This is a genomic window from Streptomyces sp. NPDC019396, assembly GCF_040632375.1.
In the GTDB taxonomy this organism is placed as follows: domain Bacteria; phylum Actinomycetota; class Actinomycetes; order Streptomycetales; family Streptomycetaceae; genus Streptomyces.
The window spans coordinates 166,296-187,054 of sequence record NZ_JBEYBS010000011.1; the positions used below are offsets into that span (position 1 = coordinate 166,296).

At 70.2% G+C, this 20,759-nt stretch carries 19 protein-coding genes; 6 read left to right on the plus strand and 13 right to left on the minus strand.

Translation table 11 applies throughout. The annotated features are described in order from the left end of the window. Window positions 1-101: 101 nt before the first annotated feature. Window positions 102-1,733 carry a malate synthase A gene (gene aceB, locus ABZ532_RS15460; RefSeq protein ID WP_361282827.1) on the plus strand — a complete coding sequence of 544 codons (1,632 nt, stop codon included), beginning with the start codon at window positions 102-104 and terminating at the stop codon, window positions 1,731-1,733. A 75-nt stretch (window positions 1,734-1,808) separates the two neighbouring features. Here the strand turns inward: aceB and ABZ532_RS15465 are convergent, their stop codons facing one another. The 5 genes from ABZ532_RS15465 to ABZ532_RS15485 are packed head-to-tail and all read right to left on the minus strand — an operon-like array spanning window position 1,809 to window position 7,531. Further along, window positions 1,809-2,801 (minus strand): oligopeptide/dipeptide ABC transporter ATP-binding protein, encoded by a 993-nt coding sequence (locus ABZ532_RS15465; RefSeq protein WP_361282829.1) that lies wholly within the window; start codon window positions 2,799-2,801, stop codon window positions 1,809-1,811. Next, on the minus strand, window positions 2,798-3,817 hold the full coding sequence (locus ABZ532_RS15470; protein ID WP_361282831.1) for an ABC transporter ATP-binding protein: 1,020 nt from the start codon (window positions 3,815-3,817) through the stop codon (window positions 2,798-2,800). Before ABZ532_RS15470 ends, ABZ532_RS15465 begins: the two co-directional genes overlap by 4 nt. Continuing rightward, window positions 3,817-4,803, minus strand: coding sequence for an ABC transporter permease (locus ABZ532_RS15475; protein ID WP_361282833.1), 987 nt, complete (start codon window positions 4,801-4,803; stop codon window positions 3,817-3,819). Before ABZ532_RS15475 ends, ABZ532_RS15470 begins: the two co-directional genes overlap by 1 nt. Continuing rightward, window positions 4,800-5,759, minus strand: a complete 960-nt coding sequence (locus ABZ532_RS15480) for an ABC transporter permease (RefSeq protein WP_361282835.1) — start codon at window positions 5,757-5,759, stop codon at window positions 4,800-4,802. Before ABZ532_RS15480 ends, ABZ532_RS15475 begins: the two co-directional genes overlap by 4 nt. A gap of 14 nt (window positions 5,760-5,773) precedes the next feature. Next, window positions 5,774-7,531 carry an ABC transporter substrate-binding protein gene (locus ABZ532_RS15485; protein ID WP_361282837.1) on the minus strand — a complete coding sequence of 586 codons (1,758 nt, stop codon included), beginning with the start codon at window positions 7,529-7,531 and terminating at the stop codon, window positions 5,774-5,776. A 186-nt stretch (window positions 7,532-7,717) separates the two neighbouring features. Between ABZ532_RS15485 and ABZ532_RS15490 the strand changes: the two genes are divergently transcribed. Further along, window positions 7,718-7,939, plus strand: coding sequence for a hypothetical protein (locus tag ABZ532_RS15490; protein ID WP_361282945.1), 222 nt, complete (start codon window positions 7,718-7,720; stop codon window positions 7,937-7,939). Here the strand turns inward: ABZ532_RS15490 and ABZ532_RS15495 are convergent. From ABZ532_RS15495 to ABZ532_RS15525, 7 genes are all read right to left on the minus strand, one after another. Next, a complete protein-coding gene (locus tag ABZ532_RS15495) occupies window positions 7,936-10,083 on the minus strand; it encodes a hypothetical protein (RefSeq protein WP_361282839.1) in 2,148 nt (715 codons plus the stop codon). The genes ABZ532_RS15490 and ABZ532_RS15495 overlap by 4 nt on opposite strands. 449 nt (window positions 10,084-10,532) lie before the next feature. Then, a complete protein-coding gene (locus tag ABZ532_RS15500; RefSeq protein WP_361282841.1) occupies window positions 10,533-11,936 on the minus strand; it encodes an 8-oxoguanine deaminase in 1,404 nt (467 codons plus the stop codon). 180 nt (window positions 11,937-12,116) lie between these two features. After that, window positions 12,117-13,064, minus strand: coding sequence for a factor-independent urate hydroxylase (gene pucL / locus ABZ532_RS15505; protein WP_361282843.1), 948 nt, complete (start codon window positions 13,062-13,064; stop codon window positions 12,117-12,119). 6 nt (window positions 13,065-13,070) lie between these two features. Continuing rightward, entirely contained in the window at window positions 13,071-13,508 is a 438-nt protein-coding gene (uraH, locus tag ABZ532_RS15510; protein ID WP_361282845.1) for a hydroxyisourate hydrolase, read from the minus strand. After that, window positions 13,505-14,026 (minus strand): 2-oxo-4-hydroxy-4-carboxy-5-ureidoimidazoline decarboxylase, encoded by a 522-nt coding sequence (gene uraD, locus ABZ532_RS15515; RefSeq protein WP_361282847.1) that lies wholly within the window; start codon window positions 14,024-14,026, stop codon window positions 13,505-13,507. The genes uraH and uraD overlap by 4 nt, the downstream gene beginning before the upstream one ends. A 104-nt stretch (window positions 14,027-14,130) precedes the next feature. Next, entirely contained in the window at window positions 14,131-14,520 is a 390-nt protein-coding gene (locus ABZ532_RS15520; protein WP_361282849.1) for a helix-turn-helix domain-containing protein, read from the minus strand. Further along, entirely contained in the window at window positions 14,517-14,792 is a 276-nt protein-coding gene (locus ABZ532_RS15525) for a hypothetical protein (protein WP_361282850.1), read from the minus strand. Before ABZ532_RS15525 ends, ABZ532_RS15520 begins: the two co-directional genes overlap by 4 nt. Before the next feature lie 126 nt (window positions 14,793-14,918). Here ABZ532_RS15525 and ABZ532_RS15530 point away from each other — a divergent pair, with 126 nt between their 5' ends. The 4 genes from ABZ532_RS15530 to ABZ532_RS15545 all read left to right on the plus strand — a co-directional run bounded on the left by ABZ532_RS15530 (window position 14,919) and on the right by ABZ532_RS15545 (window position 20,393). Then, window positions 14,919-15,776 (plus strand): TIM barrel protein, encoded by an 858-nt coding sequence (locus ABZ532_RS15530; protein ID WP_361282852.1) that lies wholly within the window; start codon window positions 14,919-14,921, stop codon window positions 15,774-15,776. Window positions 15,777-15,847: 71 nt separating this feature from the next. Further along, a complete protein-coding gene (locus ABZ532_RS15535) occupies window positions 15,848-16,765 on the plus strand; it encodes a 2-hydroxy-3-oxopropionate reductase (RefSeq protein ID WP_361282854.1) in 918 nt (305 codons plus the stop codon). 227 nt (window positions 16,766-16,992) lie between these two features. After that, a complete protein-coding gene (locus tag ABZ532_RS15540; protein WP_361282856.1) occupies window positions 16,993-18,459 on the plus strand; it encodes a catalase in 1,467 nt (488 codons plus the stop codon). Between the two features lie 302 nt (window positions 18,460-18,761). Next, entirely contained in the window at window positions 18,762-20,393 is a 1,632-nt protein-coding gene (locus ABZ532_RS15545; RefSeq protein WP_361282858.1) for a phospholipase D-like domain-containing protein, read from the plus strand. A 91-nt stretch (window positions 20,394-20,484) separates the two neighbouring features. On the opposite strand, the gene ABZ532_RS15550 is transcribed toward ABZ532_RS15545, so the two are convergent. Next, complete coding sequence (locus ABZ532_RS15550) at window positions 20,485-20,748, minus strand: hypothetical protein (protein ID WP_361282860.1); 264 nt, start codon at window positions 20,746-20,748, stop codon at window positions 20,485-20,487. Between the last annotated feature and the right edge of the window lie 11 nt (window positions 20,749-20,759).

Genomic DNA, 20,759 nt, shown 5'->3' on the forward strand with positions numbered 1-20,759 from the left:
TGTTCAGAAGCGCCCTTCGCCCTGAACAGGGCCGGAGACCGAAGTTCAAGGCCCCTGGCACCGAGTGCCCCTGCCGAGCTCGCTGAAGGAAGTGACCACTCATGTCCGCACCAGCGCCGTCCCCGCTGGCCACCGTCGACGCCGAGCCGCTGCCCCGGCAGGAGGAGGTGCTGACCGACGCGGCACTCGCCTTCGTCGCCGAGCTGCACCGCCGGTTCACCCCCCGGCGTGATGAGCTCCTCGCCCGCCGCGCGGAGCGGCGTGCGGAGATCGCCCGCACCAGCACGCTCGACTTCCTCCCGGAGACCGCGGGGATCCGCGCGGACGAGAGCTGGAAGGTGGCACCCGCACCGGCCGCGCTCAACGACCGCAGGGTCGAGATCACCGGTCCCACCGACCGCAAGATGACCATCAACGCCCTGAACTCGGGCGCCCGGGTCTGGCTCGCCGACTTCGAGGATGCTTCGGCGCCGACCTGGGAGAACGTGCTCCTGGGGCAGCTCAATCTGATCGACGCGTACGAGCGCCGGATCGACTTCACGGACGCCCGGACCGGCAAGTCGTACGCGCTGCGGCCCGCCGACGAGCTCGCCACCGTGGTCATGCGCCCCCGCGGCTGGCACCTCGAGGAGCGCCATGTGCGCGTCGACGGCCGCCCGGTGCCGGGTGGGCTGGTGGACTTCGGTCTGTACTTCTTCCACAACGCCAAGCGGCTGATCGAGCTCGGCAAGGGCCCGTACTTCTACCTCCCCAAGACCGAGTCGCACCTCGAGGCCCGGCTGTGGAACGAGATCTTCGTCTTCGCACAGGACTACGTGGGCATCCCGCAGGGCACCGTCCGCGCCACCGTGCTCATCGAGACGATCACGGCGGCGTACGAGATGGAGGAGATCCTCTACGAGCTCCGCGACCACGCCTCCGGCCTCAACGCGGGCCGCTGGGACTACTTGTTCTCCATCGTCAAGAACTTCCGTGACGGCGGGGCGAAGTTCGTCCTCCCGGACCGCAACGCGGTCACGATGACGGCCCCGTTCATGCGCGCGTACACCGAACTGCTCGTCCGCACCTGCCACAAGCGCGGCGCCCACGCGATCGGCGGCATGGCCGCCTTCATCCCCTCCCGCAAGGACCCCGAGGTCAACAAGGTCGCCTTCGAAAAGGTCAAGGCCGACAAGGACCGCGAGGCCGGGGACGGCTTCGACGGCTCCTGGGTCGCCCACCCGGACCTGGTCCCGATCGCGATGGCCTCCTTCGACGCGGTGCTCGGCGACAAGCCCAACCAGAAGGACCGGCTGCGCGAGGAGGTCTCGGTGGCGCCCGGTGACCTGATCGCCATCGACTCCCTGGACGCCAGGCCCACCTACGAGGGCCTGCGCAACGCCGTCCAGGTCGGCATCCGCTACATCGAGGCCTGGCTGCGCGGCCTCGGCGCCGTGGCCATCTTCAATCTGATGGAGGACGCCGCCACCGCCGAGATCTCCCGCTCCCAGATCTGGCAGTGGATCAACGCGGGTGTGGAGTTCGAGCACGACGGCAGGACCGTGCGGGCCACCCCTGAGCTGGCGCGGGAGGTCGCAGCCCGGGAGCTGGCCGCGATCCGCGAGGAGGTCGGCGAGGAGGCCTTCGTGGCGGGCAGGTGGCAGCAGGCCCACGACCTGCTGCTGCGGGTCTCGCTGGACGCGGACTACGCGGACTTCCTGACGCTCCCGGCGTACGAGCAGCTCGTCGGCTGACACCCGCGGCTACGACGGGGCCGCCCCCTGGAGCCGTGTGCTCCAGGGGGCGGCCCCGTCGTTCCCGTGTCCGGCTCAGTCACCCGGGAAGTGGCAGGCGACCTCGCTGCGCTCTCCCGGGCCACCGATCCGCAGCAGCGGCCGTTCCGCACGGCAGATCGCCTGCGCCTTGGGGCAGCGGGGGTGGAAGGCGCATCCGGGCGGTGGCGCCGCCGGGCTCGGAGGGTCGCCGGCCAGGGTGATGCGTTCGCGGCGCCGCTCGGCCACCGGGTCGGGCACTGGTACGGCGGACAGCAGCGCCCGGGTGTAGGGGTGCAGCGGGCTGCCGTACACCGTGCGCTTGTCGCCGATCTCGACGATCCGGCCGAGGTACATCACCGCGACCCGGTCGCACACCCGCTTCACCACGGAGAGGTCGTGGGCGATGAAGACATAGGCGAGGCCCAGTTCGCGGCGCAGACGCGCCATCAGATTGACGATCTGCGCCTGGACCGAGACATCGAGGGCGGAGACCGGTTCGTCGGCGACCAGCAGCCGGGGGCTGGTGGCCAGGGAGCGGGCGATGCCGATCCGCTGTGCCTGTCCACCGGAGAACTCGTGAGGGTAGCGGTCGATATGCTCCGGGACCAGCCCGACCAGCTCCATCAAATCCGCCGCCCGCTGCCGTGCCTCCGTCCGGCTCCAGCCCTGTACGAGCAGGGGGTCGGCGATGACCCGGGCCACGGTCTGCCGGGGGTTGAGGGAGGAGTGGGGGTCCTGGAACACCATCTGGATGTGCCGCCGCAGAGGTCGCATACCGCCCGCGGACAGATGGCTGATGTCACTGCCGTCGAAGTGGACCGACCCGGCCGTGGGCTCCAGCAAACGGACGATCAGACGGCCCGTGGTGGACTTCCCGCAGCCCGATTCGCCGACCAGGCCCAGGCTCTCCCCCGCCGCGACGTCGAAGCTCACCCCGTCCACGGCCCTGACCGGCGCACCCCGCCGGCCGGTGCGCGCTCGCCTGCCGGGGAAGGACTTGCCGAGGTCCCGTACGGACAGCAGCGAGGTCGTCGTCGTCACCGTCATCGGGCCTCCTCCTCGACGGGTACGGCCATATGACAGGCCGTCATATGTGCGGGGCCGTTCAGGGGGTCGAGCGGGGTGAAGGCGGGCCGTTCGGTGGTGCAGCGGCGCCGCTGCCCTTCGTCCGCCGATGCGTGGAGGGCGCAGCGCGGCGCGAACGCGCAGCCCGGTGTGCGCCCGACGAGCGAGGGCGGACTGCCGGGGATCGACCGCAGGGGTGCGTCCTCGGAATCGTCCAGCCGTGGCAAGGAGTCCAGCAACCCCCGGGTGTAAGGGTGCGCGGGCCTGTCGAACAGCGCCTGCACGGGAGCTTGTTCGGCGCCCCGGCCGCCGTACATCACCAGTACGTCGTGGGCGACCCTGGCGATCACCCCTAGATCATGCGTGATCATGATGACGCCGAGACCGCGCTCTTCCTGTACGCGCACGATGAGTTCGAGGATCTGCGCCTGGACGGTCACATCCAGGGCGGTCGTCGGTTCGTCGGCGATGAGCAGATCCGGCTCACACGCCAGAGCCATGGCGATCATGACACGCTGGCGCATGCCTCCGGAGAACTGGTGGGGGTACTCCCCCGCCCTGCGGGCGGGTTCGGGGATGCCCACGTCGCCGAGCATGTCGACGGCGCGGCGGCGCGCGGCGGCCCGTCCGCTGCGGAAGTGGACGCGGAAGTGCTCCGCTATCTGTTCGCCGACCGTGTACGAGGGGTGGAGGCTGGACAGCGGATCCTGGAAGATCATCGCCATCCGGCGTCCTCGCAGCCCGGCGAGCTGCTTCTCCGGCAGTCCGGTCAGCTCACGGCCGTCGAAGACGATCGAGCCCGAGACCCGGGCCGCCGCACTCCGGTGCAGGCCCATCACCGCGAGCGAGGTGACCGACTTCCCCGAGCCGGACTCGCCGACGATGCCGAGGGTGCGGCCCGCTTCGACGGTGAAGCCGAGGGAGTCCACCGCGTGGACGGGACCGGCGGTGGTGGTGAACGTGACCTGGAGGTCGCGTACTTCGAGCAGGGCACCCATCAGTACCTCACCCTCGGGTCGACCACGGCGTACAGCAGGTCGACCAGCAGGTTGGCGACGACGATGAAGAAGGCGGCCAGCAGGGTCACACCGAGCACCACGGGCTGGTCGGCGCTGACGAGCGCTCCGTAGAAGAGCCGTCCGACCCCCGGCAGTCCGAAGATGGACTCGGTGATGACCGCCCCGGCGAGCAGTCCTCCGAGGTCCATGCCGAAGAGGGTGAGGATCGGGGTCATCCCGGACCGTAGTCCGTGTTTGACGACCACGGTCGGTTCGGGCAGGCCTTTGGCCCTGGCGGTGCGGATGTACGGCTCCGCCATCGCCTCGATCATCGAACCGCGGCTCTGGCGTGCGTACATGGCGGCGTACAGCAGGGCGAGCGCCAGCCAGGGCAGCAGGAGGTTGGCCGCCCAGCCCAGCGGATCGTCGGTGAACTCCTGGTAGGTGGGATAGGGCAGCAGTCCGGCCACCCGGATCACTCCGTAGATCAACATGACCGCGGTGAAGTAGACGGGCAGGGACGCGGCCGCGACCGCCCCGACCATCAGGGCGCGGTCGGTCAGCGTGTCCTTGCGCAGGGCGGCGACGACACCCGCGCCGAGACCGAGCAGCAGCCACAGCACGGCGGCGCCGACGGCAAGGGACACGGAGACGGGGAGGCGGTCCACGAGCAGGTCCCAGACGGGCAGGGAGTTCTCGTACGAGTAGCCGAGGCACGGGAAGTCGCACGGGACGGCGTACGGGCCGGTGCCCAGGGTGCGCCCGGCGAACAGTCCACTGAGGAATCCGGTGAACTGCCGCCACAGCGGCTGGTCCAGGCCCAGGTGGTGGCGCACGGCTTCCAGCCGTTCGGGGCTGCATGTCTTGCCGCAGGCCGCGGCGGCCGGATCCGCCGGGAGGACGTAGAAGATGACGAAGGTGGCGGCGGTGACGGCGAGCAGGACGCCCGCCACGGCGGCGAGGCGGCGCACGAGATAGAGGGTCATCCGCGGCTGCCCCTCGGGTCGAGCACATCCCGCAGCGCGTCGCCGAGCAGCGTGAAGGCGAGCACCGCGAGGAAGAGGAAGGTGCTCGGGATGAGGAAGTACACGGGGTCCGTCTCGAAGAAGGCGACGCTCTCGGCGATCATCTGACCCCAGGAGGGTGTGGGTGGCCGGACGCCGACGCCGAGATAGCTGAGGGCGGCCTCGGTGCTGATCATCCCGGGCACGAGCAGGGTCGTGTACGCGATGACGGGGCCCGAGACGCCCGGCAGGATGTCGCGGCTGAGTATCCGCCAGGGGCCGGAGCCGGCGACGCGGGCGGCGTCGACGTACTCGCGGTGTTTCAGGGAGAGGGTCTGGCCGCGTACGACCCGGGCGATTCCCGGCCAGCCGAACAGCCCGATGACCGCCGTCATCAGCACGATCCGGTTGACGTCCTTGGCCACCGACATGACGGCGATCATGAAGATCAGGGAGGGGAAGGACATGGTGAGGTCCATCAGCCTGCTGAGGACGGCGTCGACGCGTCCTCCGAAGTAGCCCGCCACGATGCCCGCCGCGGTGCCCACGGCCACCACGACGGCGGTGGCCGTGAAGGCGATCAGGAGGGAGACACGGGCGCCGTGCACCACCCGGGCGAACAGGTCCCGGCCGGTGCCGGGTTCGACACCGAGCCAGTGGTCGGGGCTGATCCCGCCGAGGGAGCCGATGGGCAGGCCGCCGAGGTAGGGGTCGACGGCGTTCTTGTCGAAGGTGTCGGGGCTCCAGCCGCCGAGCGCGCTCAGCCAGGGTGCGGTGAGGGCCATCAGGGCGAACAGGGCGACGACGGCGAGGCTGATCCGGACGGACGTACGGCGCCACAGCTCCTTGCGGGCGCGCTTCCAGGGGCTGGTGCCCGAGGATGCGGCCGCGGTGGTGGCGTCCGGAGCGGTGACGGGCGCGGATACTGATGCGGTCATCGGTGGGCGCGCCCTCAGCCCTGGCTCTTCGACGGGTCCTTGAGACCGATCGTCGCGTAGTCGAGCTGACCGGCCCAGACGGGATGGCCGAAGGCTCCCGCGACATTCGTGCCGACGAGCAGCGGCTTGCGCTCCAGGAGCAGGGGCACGGCCGGGGACTTGGCGAGTATCGCCGCGTCAAGATCGGCCCAGGCCCGGCCCGCCGCTGCGGCGTCCGGCATGGCGTTGATCTCGTCGATACGCCGCATGGTGGGCTTGTCCCGGAACTGTGCGTAGTTGCCGGAGTTGCCCTTCTCCTTGATGGTGCGGCCGTCGAAGACGAAGGGCAGGAAGGTGGAGCCCGACGGGTAGTCGGGGCACCAGCCGGCCAGCACCATGTCGGGAGCGCTGCGGGTGTCGCCGATGATGTCGTAGTAGGCGCCCGGGTCGACGGTGTCGACGGTGATCTTCACCCCGGCGCGGGACAGTCCCTGCTGGAGCGCCTCGGCCTTGGTCTTGTCACCCGTCGAGACGGTGAGACTGGCTTTGAAGCCGCTTTCCCTGCCCGCCGCCTTGAGCAGGCTCTTCGCCTTGTCCGGGTCTCCCGCGGGCGGGATACGCAGGGTGTCGGCCTGCTTTCCACCGGTCAGTGCGGGCGGCAGATACGCCGTGGCGATGTCGTTGAGCGCGGGGCCACCGCCCGCGGTGAGGACGGCTTCCTTGTCGACGGCGTACTGCATGGCCTCGCGGACCTCGGGGTCGTCGAACGGCGGCCGTGAGGTGTTGAGCTGGAGCATTTCGGTGCAGCCCTGCGACTCGGCGAGCAGCCGCTGTCTGATGCCGGGCCTGCCGAGCACCTTGGGCACGCTCTCGGGACGCAGGTCGGACCAGGGGACGGTGGAGGCGTCGGCGCCGCTGCTCGCGATGATCCGGTCGTCGATCTGCCCGCCCTTGAGGCCCATCAGCACCACGAACCGGTCCGGATAGGCCTTGCGCACCGGGTCGGTCTTCGGGTCCCAGTGCTCGTTGCGTACCAGGACGAGCTTCTTGTCGCGGTCGTACGACTCGATCTTGTACGGGCCGGAGGAGAAGGGCCGTCCGTCGTACTGGGCGCCCTTCTCGTGCGCCTTCGGCACCGGGGCGAAGGTGGGCAGGGTCGCGGTGGAGGCGAAGTCGGCGACGGGGCGGATGAGTTCGAAGACGATGGTGCGCGGGTCCGGGGTCTTGATCGAGTCGAGGTGCTCACCCGTGAGCGGTCCTGCGTAGCCCTTGGTGCCGGCGAGGTAGCGGGCGGCGTAGTCGGGACCGCCGGTGAGGTCGGGAGAGAAGGAGCGCTCGACGTTGTACTTGATGTCCTGGGCGGTGATCGGCGAGCCGTCCTCGTATCTCAGCCCTTCCTTGAGTGTGAAGGTCCATGTTCTGCCGCCGTGGGAGGGCCTGCCGAGATCGGTGGCCAGGTCGGGGACGATCCGGCTGCCTGCGCCGCCCGGCTCGGCGGCGAAGGTGACGAGCGTGCGGTAGAGCAGGCGGGTGCCGAAGTCCATGGTCGGCATGACCCAGTTGCGGGCCGGGTCGAGGTGGGCGAAGTCCTGGTTGGACAGGATCGTCAGGGTGCCGCCCCTGGCCGGAGTGCCGCCGAGGATCTTTCCCTCGTTGGCCGCCGCGGGGTTCTCGCCGCGGCCGTCGTTCGCCTTCCGCAGGGCATCGGTGTCCGCCGTGGAGCAGCCCGGGGTGCCGAGGGCCAGTGCGGTCAACAGGAGAGTTGCGAGGGCGAGTTGGGTGCGCTTGTTCATGGAGGTCACTTCCGGTGAGAGCATCACGCGCGACATGTGACCTGTAAAATAGTAATGTGAAATTGCACTGACAAGACGTCGGAACCAGTGTTTTCGAGCCGTATCCCGCTGTCACCGCGACGAGTTGACCGTCCGCCCCCGCGCATCCAGGGTGTCCCTGACGCGGCAACGGACTGCGGGGACACCGTGGACGATCGCCTCACCGTGCTGCTACGTCCTGTCCGGGCGCAGTTCATGGAGCTGTTGCGTGCGGTGGCACGCAGTGAGTCGGTCACCGTGCTCGTCGCCGCCCATGACCCCGACCTGATCGGACTCGCCGACCGGGTGGTGGAACTGCGCGACGGTCACGTGGTCGAGCCGCACCCTTGCGCCGGCCTCGGCACCAACCTGTCCGGACAACACACCTAGGACCGGCGCGGCTTCCTCCGCCGACGAGGGTGATGACCGCCCGTCGACACCCTGGCCTCCTTCAGCGCGTGCGCCGCCGAGTCCGTCACCGCGCTGTCCGGGTGACGGGCGCGCAGACCGTCGAGGACGGGTCGGGCCCGTTGGGGATCGGCCGCGGCGAGTACGGGGATCAGGGCTGCGCCACCGCCCGGCCAGTCGGCGGCGGCGCTGTCGAAGGCGTCGAGCAGGGCACGCGGTGGGCTCTCGGGGGCGCGGTCCTGCTGTGCCGCCTCGATGGCGACCCGCATGTCCTTGAGCGAGGCGGCCAGGAGGTCACCGAGCACCGCATTGGCCAGGGCCGTCGGCGGGACCCGCTCCTCGGGCGCCTCCTCCCGGCGCGCGAGCAGGATCCGGCGGACATGGCCGCCGATCACCGGGTCGGTGAGGGCCGCCTTGAGGGGGGCCACGGGGATGGCTGCGCGATCGAGGCGCTCCAGGAGTCCGGGGATGCCGTGACGGGGGACGGCCGCCGGTGCGGCGGCGAGGAGTGCGCTCCAGACCTCGTCGCCGCCGCCGCGCGCCGCCGTCCAGTCCGACAGGGTGCGGGCCGCGATATGCGGGGGCCAGGGCTCGACGGCCGCGACGAGCCGCGCCGCGTCCCACCCGGAGGGCGCCTTCGCGTCCGGTACGGCGACATGCCCCACCGACAGCGCGTGGCGTACGACGGCGGCACCGAGCGGGGTGAGCCCGAAGACATCGCCCGTACGGAAGACGCATCCGGTACCGGCGAGCCGGTCGACGATGGCCGCGAGGGCCCGGGCCGGGGCGTCGAGTTCGGCGCGGCTGCTCTCGGTCAGACCGGGGAGGCCCGTCAGCCGGCCGAGTTCGGCGGGGGTCGGTGTGGTGTAGGTCGCCGGGGCCGTGTCCGGGGCCGTGAGCGGGGCGTCCTCCAGCTCGGGGTCGAGCCACCAGTCGATGTGGCCGGCCGCCCTGCGGGCCACGGAGTCGGGTGTGCCGCCGCGTTCGTAGAGCGTGTAGAGGATGTGGGCGGCGTCGAGGGCGTATTCGTCGTCGGGGCCGGAGTCGGCGGCGACGCGTTCCACGACGGCCGCCAGGATGTCGGCGCCGAGCTCGGTCAGCTCGGCCGGCGTGCCCGCGTTCCAGACCACACCGGCCTGGCCCGGAAAGCCGCACTGCTCGGCCAGTTCGTGCAGGTCCTCGTCCGACGCGGCCAGCGAGGCGGGCAGCGGGGCGGCGTGCAGCAGGCCCCTGATCCCCTCGGGCGGGGGCAGCATGTCCGGTGGGGGCAGCGGTACGTCGGAGGCACCGTAGTAGTCGAGGTGCTCATCGAGGAGCCGGTCGGCGAGCATCACATGGGGCAGCGCTTCCGGGCCAGGCGCGAGGTGCTCGTAGGGGCCGGTGAGCGCCTCGGTGAGTCCCTCGGCGGTCCAGCGGTCGCCCAGGGTCCCTGCGAGTGCCTCCAGTTCGGCCGCGAGGGCGTCCTCAGGCCGGTCGGCTGACAGGGCGGTCGAGGCGGGCAGCAGCGGACCGGCCGCCGATGGCCCCTCCACATCGTGGGCGAAGGCCTCCAGCAGGGCCTCGGTGAGCCGGGCCCGGGTGGCGAACGTGGCGGTGGTGACGTCGGCACGGTGCAGCGGGGCGGGCAGCGCCGGCCGGTCCTCATGCGGTGCCGCGTCCAGCTCCGCGAGCCAGTCGCGCACGGCCCCGGGTGCGTCGGCGTCGATGCCGTCCGCGCGCAGCAGCGATGCGTACCAGCGCGGCCAGGTGAGGTTGAGCGGCTCCGCCATGGCCCTCGCGAGGTCCGGTACGAGCTCATCGACTGCCGCGAGCACCCGTGCGTGCCGTTTGGCGTTCAACCGGTTGGCCGCGCGGACCCGGTCGGCGAGCGCGGTGAGGATGGCGGGTACGGCAGCGAGTTCCTCGTCGTCCGCGTGCAGCAGCAGGGGCAGGTCCTCCAGCAGGACCCGGCGCAGCAGCTCGGGAGTGGGCTCGGGTACGCCGGTCCTGCGGTCCGCACCGCGCAGCGCGAGCAGCGAGAGCACAGCGTCCGTGGGGCGCCCGGGCAGGGCCGCCCCCCTCGCCTGCTGCGCCCAGGCGAGGAAGTCGTCGAGGCCGGTGTTCAGGGCGGTACGGGTACGCGTCACCCGGGTGAGCGTAAGTGCGCCCGGCCGGGCCTGCCCGCGCTGCCACGTGCGGATGCTCCGATCGAGTGATCACACCACCGGGCGTCGCCGAACCGGGTGCGCGTGCTGCCGCCCTCGGCGCGGCGGTCCGACGCCGGGGAGTCGACTTCCCCGGCTTGTAAGGGATTTGACGTGACCCTGAGGACCAGTCAGGAAACGCCGTCCTCATACCGGGCGCATCCGGATGACCCGGCACCGCAGCGCCGGGGTACCGCCCGGCGAAGGCAGGGGGAGTGCCGCAGCCGGCACCGTGCGCCCGCTGGGGATCACTCACGGAAGAGCCCTCAGCGACACCCCCGGGGAGTGCGCACGCGGAGTGCGCACTCCCCGGCGGCGGCTGCCGTGTACCCCGCTCGGGTGCACGGCGCCCGGACGAGGGCCGTCCCCCTCGTCCGGGTGTCCGGGGATGTTCAGGCTCCTGCGGCGATGCGCGCGAGCCGCTGGGCCTCCGCCCGCGTGGAGCGGGCGATGGCGTCCTCGTCGGCGTGCAGCAGGCGGCCGTTCTCGACCACGGGCCTGCCGTTCACCAGGGAGAGGGTGACCGGTGCAGCGGCGCCGAAGACCAGGGCGGTCACCGGGTCGGCGATCGAGGCGTGGGCCAGTGTGTCCAGCCGCCAGAGCACCAGATCGGCCAGCTTGCCGGGCTCCAGCGAGCCGATCTGCCCGGCACGGCCGAGCACCTGGGCACCGCCGTACGTACCGAGGCGCAGAGCCTGGCGGGCGTTGAGCGCCGCCTCGCGGTGCACCGCGCTGAGCCGGTTGATCAGCAGGGCGTTGCGCAGTTCGGTGTGCAGTTCGCCCGACTCGTTGGAGGCGGTGCCGTCCACCCCCAGTCCGACCGGGACCCCGGCCGCGAGCATGTCCGGTACGCGGGCGATCCCGGCGGCGAGGCGGGCGTTGGACGACGGGCAGTGTGCGACACCGGTCCGGGTGCGGGCGAAGGCCGCGATGTCGGAGTCGTTCATATGGACGCAGTGGGCCATCCACACGTCCTCACCGAGCCAGCCGGTCGACTCGAAGTAGTCGGTCGGGCCCATGCCGAACAGCTCGTGGCAGAACTGCTCCTCCTCCACCGTCTCGCTGCCGTGGGTGTGCAGGCGTACGCCCTTGCGGCGGGCCAGCTCGGCGCCCTGCTTGAGCAGTTCGGTGGAGACGGAGAAGGGGGAGCAGGGGGCGACGGCGATCTGGGTCATCGCGTCGAAGGAGGCGTCGTGGTGCTTGTCGATGGTCTCCTCGGTGGCGGCGAGCGCGCCTTCGAGGGTCTCGACGGCGAAGTCCGGGGGCAGCCCGCCGTCCTTCTCGCTGCGGTCCATGGAGCCCCGTGCCAGGGTGAAGCGGACGCCCATGTCGGACGCGGCGCGGATGATCGCGCTGGAGAGGTCCCCGGAGTCCTTCGGGAAGACGTAGTGGTGGTCCATGGCGGTGGTGACGCCGCCACGCGCCATCATCGCCAGGGAGCCCTGGGCGGCGGAGTGCACCATCTGCTCGTCGATTCGGGCCCACGTCGGGTAGAGCGCGACCAGCCAGTTGAAGAGGTTGTGGTCGGTGGCGAGGCCGCGGGTGATCCACTGGTAGAAGTGGTGGTGGGTGTTGACCAGGCCGGGAGTGACGAGGTGTCCGGTGCCGTCGATTCGGCGGACCACGTTCTCCAACTGCTCGGGAGCCTTGCCCGCCCCGATGGACTCGATCCGGTTGCCCGCGACGACCACATGGCCGTCGGCGTACTCGGTGTCGTCGGCGTCGACGGTCGCGATCGCGCAGTTCTCGATGACGATCCGATCGACCGGCCGGTCAGGGGCTGCCGATGCTGCCATGGGGCTACTTCCTCATGCTTTCGGTGGCGGAGCGGGCACGGCAGGGCCCAGAGGATTTGAGTACCGGAGCGGGTCACTCTGCTGTGTGGACCCGTGGTGCTCCGGGTGCCGAGTTCATGGAGTTGGAGGTTCCGGGCGGTCCGGGCCGGACCCGCACGGGTAGCGGCCCGGACCACTCGGTCACAGGTTGGACATGTCCACCGGGATCAGCGCTTCGGCGCCGTCCCGCAGGACCGTGGCCTCGATCAGCCCGTAGGGCCGGTCGGCGGCGAAGTAGACCTCATTGTCGTTCTTGAGGCCGAAGGGCTCCAGGTCCACGAGGAAGTGGTGCTTGTTCGGCAGCGAGAAGCGGACCTCGTCGATCTCGGCGCGGTGATCGATGATCCGCGCACCCATCTGGTACAGGGTCTGCTGGAGCGACAGGGAGTAGGTCTCGGCGAAAGCCTCGAGCATGTGCTTCCTGGTCGCCGCGTAGGACTTCTCCCAGTTTGGCATGCGCTCGTCCTCGTCACTCCAGTTGAAGCGCCAGCGGCCGGACACCTCGGTGGCGAGGATGCGGTCGTGCGCCTCCTTGAGGGTGGTGTACTTGTCCTTCACATAGCCCCAGAACTCCGAGTTGGTGGAGTTCATGACCACCAGGTCCTTGAGGCCGGAGATCACCTCCCACCGCGCGCCGTCGTAGGTGATCTGGGTGAGCCGGGTCTCCTGGCCCTTGCGGACGAAGGAGTGCTTGATCTCGTCAGCCCCGACGAACCTGGAGTTGGCGCTGGATGCCGGGATGCGCTCCCAGGCGTACTCCTCGATGCGGATGCGTGCCCGCTTGATCGGCTCCTGCGAGGTGACGAAGTGGCGGGCGAGGTGGATGCCGAACTGCTCCGCGGACTCGATGCCGTGCTCCTTGGCGAAGGCGTACACCGTGTTCTTGGTGGTGTCCGTCGGCAGCACGCTGGCGTTCGAGCCGGAGTAGTGGACCTCGTCCATGTCACCCGACAGGGCGACGGAGACGTTCAGGTCCTTGATGTGGTGGGTCGCGCCCTCGCGGGTGATCTTGACGACGCGGTTCTCGGCTTTGCCGTACTGGTTCTGGCCGAGGAGGACGGGGCGGGCGGGACGGGATTGGGCTGTCATTGTCTGCTAGCTCCCTCGGTAAACGGAGTAGCCGAACGGGTTGAGCAGCAGCGGTACGTGGTAGTGCTCGCCCGGCTTGACGGCGAAGGTGATCGCCACTTCCGGGAAGAACGCACCGCTGTCCCGATTCGCGGGGGCGTCCTGCTGCGCATCGGCTTGCTGGTCGGCTGCGACCGCGGCTGGACCCTGTCCTTCTCCCAGGAAGTAGTCCTCGGTACCGAAGTCGAGACGTACATGGGTGGTGCCCTCCGGCAGGGCCGGGAGGTCCTTGCAGCGTCCGTCCGGGTCGGTCGCCGACCTGCCGAGCGCCGCCCATGCGGCGCCGGATCCCTCGCGGGCGGACAGGGAGACGGCGACGCCCTGCGCGGGGCGGCCGACGCTGGTGTCCAGGATGTGGGTGGACACCGAGGTGTGCGGGGCTGCTGTGGCGTTGGTAGTGGTCATCGGCTCTCTTCCTCCGCGGGCGCTACGAGTCGGGCCAGCCGGATGCGGTTGATCTTGCCCAGTTCGGTGCGGACGATCTCCCGCTCCTGCTCGGACGAGTGGCCGATCCGCTCGCGGAGGGCGTCGCGCATCTGCTCGCCGGTGCGGCCGGTGGCGCAGATCAGGAAGACATGGCCGAACTTCTCCTGGTAGTCCAGGTTCAGCTCCAGCATCTCCGCTTTGAGCTCATCGGAGGCGCCGGCCATCCCCCGCTGCTCCCTCGCGGAGGCCGGGTCACCGGGCTTCGGGCGCCCGATCGGCGGGTGCCCCGCCATCGCTTCGGCCAGATCGTCCGCGGTCAGCTCCGCCATGGCGGCGTCGCTGGCGGTGCAGAGGGCTTCAACGTCGGCGTAGGGGCGCCGGGCGAGCACGCCCCTCCCCCAGGTGGCGCTGGCGCACACCTCGTGCAGCTCGGCGGCTGCCGCGCTGTCCGCGGCGGTATTGAACCGGGCCAGGCCCGGTACGGGAGTCGAGGACACGGGAGCCTCCGTGCAGTGCGTGAGACGGGCTGTGGACAGCTAACGCCTTCCACCGACGCCACGTCAACACTTTGTTGAAATGCGGCGCCCTCACAGACCCCGCCCTACTCGCCCTTTGCGGCGTTCTCCCTGTTCAGGTAGTTGTAGACGGTAAATCGACTCACACCCAGCGCACCCGCGACGGTCTCCACGCCATGCCGCACGGAGAAGGCCCCGCGCGCCTCGAGGGTGCGCACGACCGACTGTTTCGTCTTGCGGTCGAGCGCCTTCAGCGGCATGCCGTAGGTGCGCTCCATCGCGGCCAGGATGTGGTCCAGGGACTCCGCGAGCTGCGGCAGGCGCACGGCCAGCACCTCCGCACCCTCCCAGGCGAGCACGACATCGTCACGCCCTGCCTGATCCGGTGCGAGTATCCGCCCGCCCATGGCGTCCACGAGCGGCTGCACGGCGACGACCAGTGGATGGTCCGCGGACCGGTCTACGGACTCGGTCACCGCCCGCCCCCTTCACCCGGAGCACCCGAAGCACCCGGAATGACGCTGACCTGGAGCGACACACGGGTGGCGCCTGCCCCCAGGGTCTGACGGAGCAGCGAGTCGACCGCGGTGAGCACCGCATCCGCCGCACCTTCCGCCGTGTTGCCGAAGGGCCCGACGTCCACGGCGTCGAGATCGGCCGCCTGGATGACCTCACGGGCCACCAGGGCGTGCGCCGGCGCTTCGTCCAAGTCGAAGGGCTCGGTCGTGAACTCCACTCGCAATCGCATGCCCACACGGTAAGCCCGCCCACCCGCCGCCCTCGCGACGGCCGCCCCTTGACAGCCCTCCCCCACGAGAGGCAGTCTTCCATTAAGCAGAAACAAACTTCCGCTATACGGAAGGAGCGTGTCCTTATGGCCCGCTTCCCCGAAGCCGCGGTCACGGACTGGCGCTTCGATGTGAATCTGTCGATCCTCTTCACCGAGTACCCGCTGCTGGAGCGCCCGGCAGCCGCCGCTGCCGCCGGTTTCACGGCGGTCGAGCTGTGGTGGCCCTGGACGGAGACCCCCGCCCCCGCCCAGAGCGAGCTGGACGGACTGCGCGCGGCCCTTTCGGACGCGGGCACCCGGCTGGTGGGGCTGAACTTCTACGCGGGACAGCTCCCGGGCCCCGACCGCGGTGCCCTGTCCGTGCCGGGCGAGGAGTCGGAGCGCTTCCGTGCCAACATCGACATCGCGGCCGGCTTCGCCGAGTCGGTCGGCTGCACGGCGCTCAACGCGCTGTACGGCAACCGCGTCGAGGGCGTCGATCCGGCCGTACAGGACGAACTGGCGCTGGAGAACCTGGTGCTGGCGGCCCGCGCGGCCGCGCGGGTGGGTGCGACCGTGCTGGTCGAAACCCTCAACAAACCCGAGTCCCCGCTCTACCCACTGGTGAGCGCCCCGTCCGCGGTCGAGGTCGTCGACAAGGTGAACGCGGCGACCGGCCTGGGGAATGCCAAGTTCCTGCTCGACATCTACCACCTGTCGATGAACGGCGAGGACGTCAGCGGGGTCATCGCGGCCTGCGCAGGCAAGACCGGCCATGTCCAGATCGCGGACAATCCGGGACGCGGCGCACCGGGCACCGGTTCGCTCCCGCTGGGGCGGCATCTCGAAGAGCTGCGGAAGGCCGGTTACGACGGCTGGGTCGGCCTTGAGTACAAGCCCGGGGACCGCCCGAGCGCCGGGACCTTCGACTGGCTTCCGGCCCGCGCCCGAGCCGCACGCTGAGAGACACCCCGCTACCGCGTCCGCCCCACCCCGCCCCCGTAACAACAGCTTTCAGGAAGGCAAGGCCCCCGATGAGCACCCCCACGGACTCCGCCCGCAAGACCCTGCCCAAGGTGGCCTGGATCGGCCTCGGCATCATGGGTTCGCCCATGTCCGAGAACCTGCTGAAGGCCGGCTACGAGGTCACCGGGTTCACCCTGGAACAGGACAAGCTCGACCGGCTCGCCGCGGCCGGCGGCAAGGCCGCGTCCTCCATCGCCGAGGCGGTCGCACAGGCGGATGTCATCGTCACGATGGTCCCGGCGTCCCCGCAGGTCGAGGCCATCGCCTACGGTCACGACGGCATCCTGGAGAACGCACGCGAGGGCGCCCTGCTGATCGACATGTCATCGATCACCCCGCAGACCTCCATCGACCTGGCGAAGGCCGCCGCCGGCAAGGGCATCCGCGTCCTGGACGCCCCGGTGTCGGGCGGCGAGGCGGGCGCGATCGAGGCGGTGCTGTCCATCATGGTCGGCGGCGCCCGGGAGGCCTTCGACGAGGCACTACCGCTTCTGGAGGCGCTGGGCAGGACCATCGTCCTGTGCGGCCCGCACGGCTCGGGCCAGACGGTCAAGGCCGCGAACCAGCTCATCGTGGCGGTCAACATCCAGGCCTGCGCCGAGGCGGTCGTGTTCCTGGAGAAGTCGGGTGTGGACCTGCGTGCGGCCCTGGACGTACTGAACGGTGGGCTCGCGGGCTCGACCGTGCTGGCCCGCAAGAAGGACAACTTCCTGAACCGTGACTTCACGCCGGGCTTCCGGATCGACCTCCACCACAAGGACATGGGAATCGTCACCGACGCCGCCCGCGCCGTGGGCGCCGCACTGCCGGTCGGCGCGGTGGTGGCCCAGCTCGTCGCGTCCCTGCGCGCGCAGGGCGACGGCGGTCTCGACCACTCCGCGCTGCTGCGGGCCGTCGAGCGGCTCTCCGGCGGGCAGACCGCCTGAGCCCGCCCTGGCGGGCTCAGGCCCCCGGACTTCCGGGCCGTGGCCGCGCCGACAACTGTCCTGTCGCGCCCAGGTGCCGCCACGGCCCGGATGCACACCCATCATTTCAACAAAATGTTGACGCTGTCGCCGGGGCAAACCTAGGCTCCTGCCACGCCCACTGCCGCCGGGAGCTCCCGGGCTCCCCGGTGTCTCCCGATCTCCCGTACGGAAGGTCTTCCCGCCACATGTCGAAGCGCGTGCTGACGACCGAGTCCGGTGCTCCGGTCGCCGACAACCAGAACTCCGCCACCGCAGGTGCCGGCGGTCCGCTGCTGCTCCAGGACCAGCACCTGCTGGAAAAGCTGGCGCGCTTCAACCGCGAGCGCATCCCGGAGCGGGTCGTACACGCCCGCGGCTCGGGAGCGTACGGCCACTTCGAGGTGACGGACGACGTCACCGCGTACACCAGGGCGGACTTCCTCTCCGAGGTCGGCAAGCGCACCGACACGTTCATCCGGTTCTCGACCGTGGCCGACGCCCTGGGCGGCGCCGACGCGGTGCGCGACCCGCGGGGCTTCGCGCTGAAGTTCTACACCGGGGAGGGCAACTACGACCTCGTCGGCAACAACACACCGGTGTTCTTCATCAGGGACCCCGTCAAGTTCCCCGACTTCATCCACTCCCAGAAGCGCGACCCGTTCACCGGCCGTCAGGAGCCGGACAACGTATGGGACTTCTGGGCCCACGCCCCCGAAGCCACGCACCAGATCACCTGGCTGATGGGCGACCGGGGCATACCCGCCTCGTACCGCCACATGAACGGCTACGGTTCACACACCTACCAGTGGACCAACGCCGAGGGCGAGGCCTTCTTCGTCAAGTACCACTTCAAGACCGACCAGGGCGTCCGCTGCCTCACCTCCGAGCAGGCCGCCGAGCTCGCCGGCCAGGACCCCGCCAGCCACCAGACGGATCTGCTCCAGGCCATCGAGCGGGGCGTGAAGCCGTCCTGGACCCTCTACGTGCAGATCATGCCCGCGGCCGAGGTGGCGGACTACCGCTTCAACCCGTTCGACCTCACCAAGGTCTGGCCGCACTCCGACTACCCGCTGCACCGCGTGGGCCGGCTGGTGCTCGACCGCAACCCCGAGAACATCTTCGCCGAGGTCGAGCAGGCGGCGTTCTCGCCGAACAACTTCGTTCCGGGAATCGGCCCTTCGCCGGACAAGATGCTCCAGGGCCGCCTCTTCGCCTACGCGGACGCGCACCGCTACCGCCTCGGCGTCAACCACACCCAGCTTCAGGTGAACTCCCCGCAGGGAGTCCCGGGCGGGGCCGCGGACAACTACGGCCGGGACGGTCTCATGGCCACCCGCAACGGCTCCCGTCACGACAGGAACTACGAGCCCAACTCCCACTCCGGGCCCACCCAGACGGGAGCCGCGCTGTCGGCCCCGCAGTCCGTCCAGGGCTGGACGGGCACCCACGCCACCGTGGCGCACAGCAAGGACGACGACTTCCACCAGGCGGGTGAGCTCTACCGGCTGATGTCGCAGGAGGAGAAGCAGCGCCTGGTGGCGAACATCGCCGGCGGCCTCTCCCAGGTGTCCCGTGACGACGTGGTCGAGAAGAACCTGGCGCACTTCCACGCCGCCGACGCCGACTACGGCAGGCGCGTCGAGGAGGCGGTCCACGCCCTCCGCGACGACTGAGGCGGCACCACCCCCAGACCGGACCGCGGCGGGCGCGAGCCAGTGCGGTGGTACGGGCCGCCCCGTCCCCCTTCCTGACCTGAAGGAAGGGGAGACGCGAAGCCCACCGCCCCGCCGCGGTCCCCACATGTTCCACGTCCCTGTGCGTCTCCGCGTGCTCCCGCGCGCTCTCGCGTGGTCCCGCACCTTCCCGGATTGGTTACCGATAGTTCCTCACTGGTAACTTCTGTCGAGTTGATCAAGCTCCGTGCCTGATGTCACGGCCGTGAGCGACACCCCAATCACTCGACAAGGATGCGACCTTGGCTCCTGTCCGGCTTCGCCGCTCGACCCGTCTCGCAGCTACCGCGGCGGTCCTCGCCGCCACCCTCTCCCCGCTGCCCGCCGCCCCGGCGTTCGCGGCGGAATCGTCCGACACACCGCACCTCGACGCCATCGAGCAGGTACTGCGCGAGGTGTCACCGGGGCTTGAAGGCCAGGTGTGGGAGCGCACGGCGGGCAACCGCCTGGACGCACCCGCCGATGATCCCTCCGGCTGGCTGCTCCAGACCCCGGGCTGCTGGGGTGACGCCGCCTGCGCTGAACGGTCCGGCACCAAGCGGCTCCTGGCGAAGATGACCGCGAACATCGCGCGGGCCACCCGCACGGTGGACATATCCACCCTGGCGCCGTTCCCCGACGGGGACTTCCAGGAGGCGATCGTCGCCGGTCTCAGGAGCGCGGCGGCGAATCGCGGCTCGGGCGGCGACAAGATCAAGGTGCGGGTACTCGTCGGCGCCGCGCCGCTGTACCACCTGAACGTGCTGCCGTCGAAGTACCGTGACCAGCTCCTCACCGGGCTCGGCGACGCCGCCGACGACATCACGCTCAACGTCGCGTCGATGACGACGTCCAAGACCGGTCTGTCCTGGAACCACTCCAAGCTGCTCGTGGTCGACGGCCAGTCCGCGATCACCGGTGGCATCAACAACTGGAAGGGCGACTACCTCGACACCACCCACCCGGTTTCCGACGTCGACCTCGCCCTCACCGGCCCGGCTGCCGGCTCGGCCGGTCGCTACCTGGACCAGCTCTGGTCCTGGACGTGCGACAACAAGAACAACATCGCCAAGGTGTGGTTCGCCTCGTCCGGCGGCGGCTGCATGCCCGCCCTGTCCACGACACAGCGGTCCAACGGGGCCGGCCAGTCCGGTGACACCCCGGTGATCGCCGTCGGCGGCCTCGGCGTCGGCATCAGGGACCGCGACTCGTCATCGGATTTCAAGCCGGAGCTGCCGAACGCCTCGGATACCAAGTGCGGCGTCGGCCTGTCCGACCGCACCAACGCCGATCGCGACTACGACACGGTCAACCCCGAGGAGAGCGCCCTGCGGGCGCTCGTCAGCAGCGCGACCAGCCATGTCGAGATCTCCCAGCAGGACATGAACGCCACCTGCCCGCCGCTGCCGCGCTATGACATCCGGCTGTACGACGCGCTGGCCTCGAAGCTCGCCGCCGGGGTGAAGGTCCGCATCGTGGTCAGCGACCCGGCCAACCGCGGTGCGGTCGGCAGCGGCGGCTACTCGCAGATCAAGTCACTCCGCGAGATCAGCGATGTGCTGCGCAGCCGCCTCACCCGCGTCACCGGCGACGGCACGAGCGCCACGGCGGCGATGTGCGGCAATCTCCAGCTCGCCTCCGCCCGGAACGCCGACAGCGCCACCTGGGCCGACGGCAAGCCGTACGCGCAGCACCACAAGCTGGTGTCGGTGGACGGTTCGGCCTTCTACATCGGCTCGAAGAACCTGTACCCGGCCTGGCTCCAGGACTTCGGCTACATCGTGGAGAACCCGAAGGCCGCGGCCCAGCTCGATGACGCGCTGCTCGCTCCGCAGTGGAAGTACGCGCAGGCGACGGCCACATACGACTACGCCCGCGGTGTCTGCCAGGGCTGAGTGCGGGACTGCCCTGCCCTTCGCCCCGCAACGAATCTCCGTTGCGGGGCGAGGCCGGTGAGGCAGGACCCGGCGGCCGGGGTCGCGATACTCAGGGAAGTGTCCAGATCTGCGTCGTGACGAGCCAGAAGGCGACGCACCAGAAGGCGAGCAGCGCGGTGACGATGCCGAGGCCGATGAGGTTGGTCTTCGCCGCCGGTTCATCAGGGGACGGCCGCAGCCACCGCCTGAGCAGCGGGTTCACATAGCGGGGCATGGTCAGGAAGCTCATGACGAAGCTCGACAGCAGGTTGCCCACGAGCAGCCCGATCCACAACGGCATGTTCAACGGGGCCAGCACGAGTGCCGGCACCACGACGGTCGGAT

Coding starts and splice junctions, on each gene's coding strand:
- ABZ532_RS15485 (WP_361282837.1), bottom strand. CDS start 7,531: ATGAACAAGCGCACCCAACTCGCCCTCGCAACTCTCCTGTTGACCGCA.
- ABZ532_RS15480 (WP_361282835.1), bottom strand. CDS start 5,759: ATGACCGCATCAGTATCCGCGCCCGTCACCGCTCCGGACGCCACCACC.
- ABZ532_RS15535 (WP_361282854.1), top strand. CDS start 15,848: ATGAGCACCCCCACGGACTCCGCCCGCAAGACCCTGCCCAAGGTGGCC.
- ABZ532_RS15530 (WP_361282852.1), top strand. CDS start 14,919: ATGGCCCGCTTCCCCGAAGCCGCGGTCACGGACTGGCGCTTCGATGTG.
- pucL (WP_361282843.1), bottom strand. CDS start 13,064: ATGACAGCCCAATCCCGTCCCGCCCGCCCCGTCCTCCTCGGCCAGAAC.
- ABZ532_RS15475 (WP_361282833.1), bottom strand. CDS start 4,803: ATGACCCTCTATCTCGTGCGCCGCCTCGCCGCCGTGGCGGGCGTCCTG.
- aceB (WP_361282827.1), top strand. CDS start 102: ATGTCCGCACCAGCGCCGTCCCCGCTGGCCACCGTCGACGCCGAGCCG.
- ABZ532_RS15540 (WP_361282856.1), top strand. CDS start 16,993: ATGTCGAAGCGCGTGCTGACGACCGAGTCCGGTGCTCCGGTCGCCGAC.
- uraH (WP_361282845.1), bottom strand. CDS start 13,508: ATGACCACTACCAACGCCACAGCAGCCCCGCACACCTCGGTGTCCACC.
- ABZ532_RS15525 (WP_361282850.1), bottom strand. CDS start 14,792: ATGCGATTGCGAGTGGAGTTCACGACCGAGCCCTTCGACTTGGACGAA.
- ABZ532_RS15470 (WP_361282831.1), bottom strand. CDS start 3,817: ATGGGTGCCCTGCTCGAAGTACGCGACCTCCAGGTCACGTTCACCACC.
- ABZ532_RS15465 (WP_361282829.1), bottom strand. CDS start 2,801: ATGACGGTGACGACGACGACCTCGCTGCTGTCCGTACGGGACCTCGGC.
- ABZ532_RS15500 (WP_361282841.1), bottom strand. CDS start 11,936: ATGGCAGCATCGGCAGCCCCTGACCGGCCGGTCGATCGGATCGTCATC.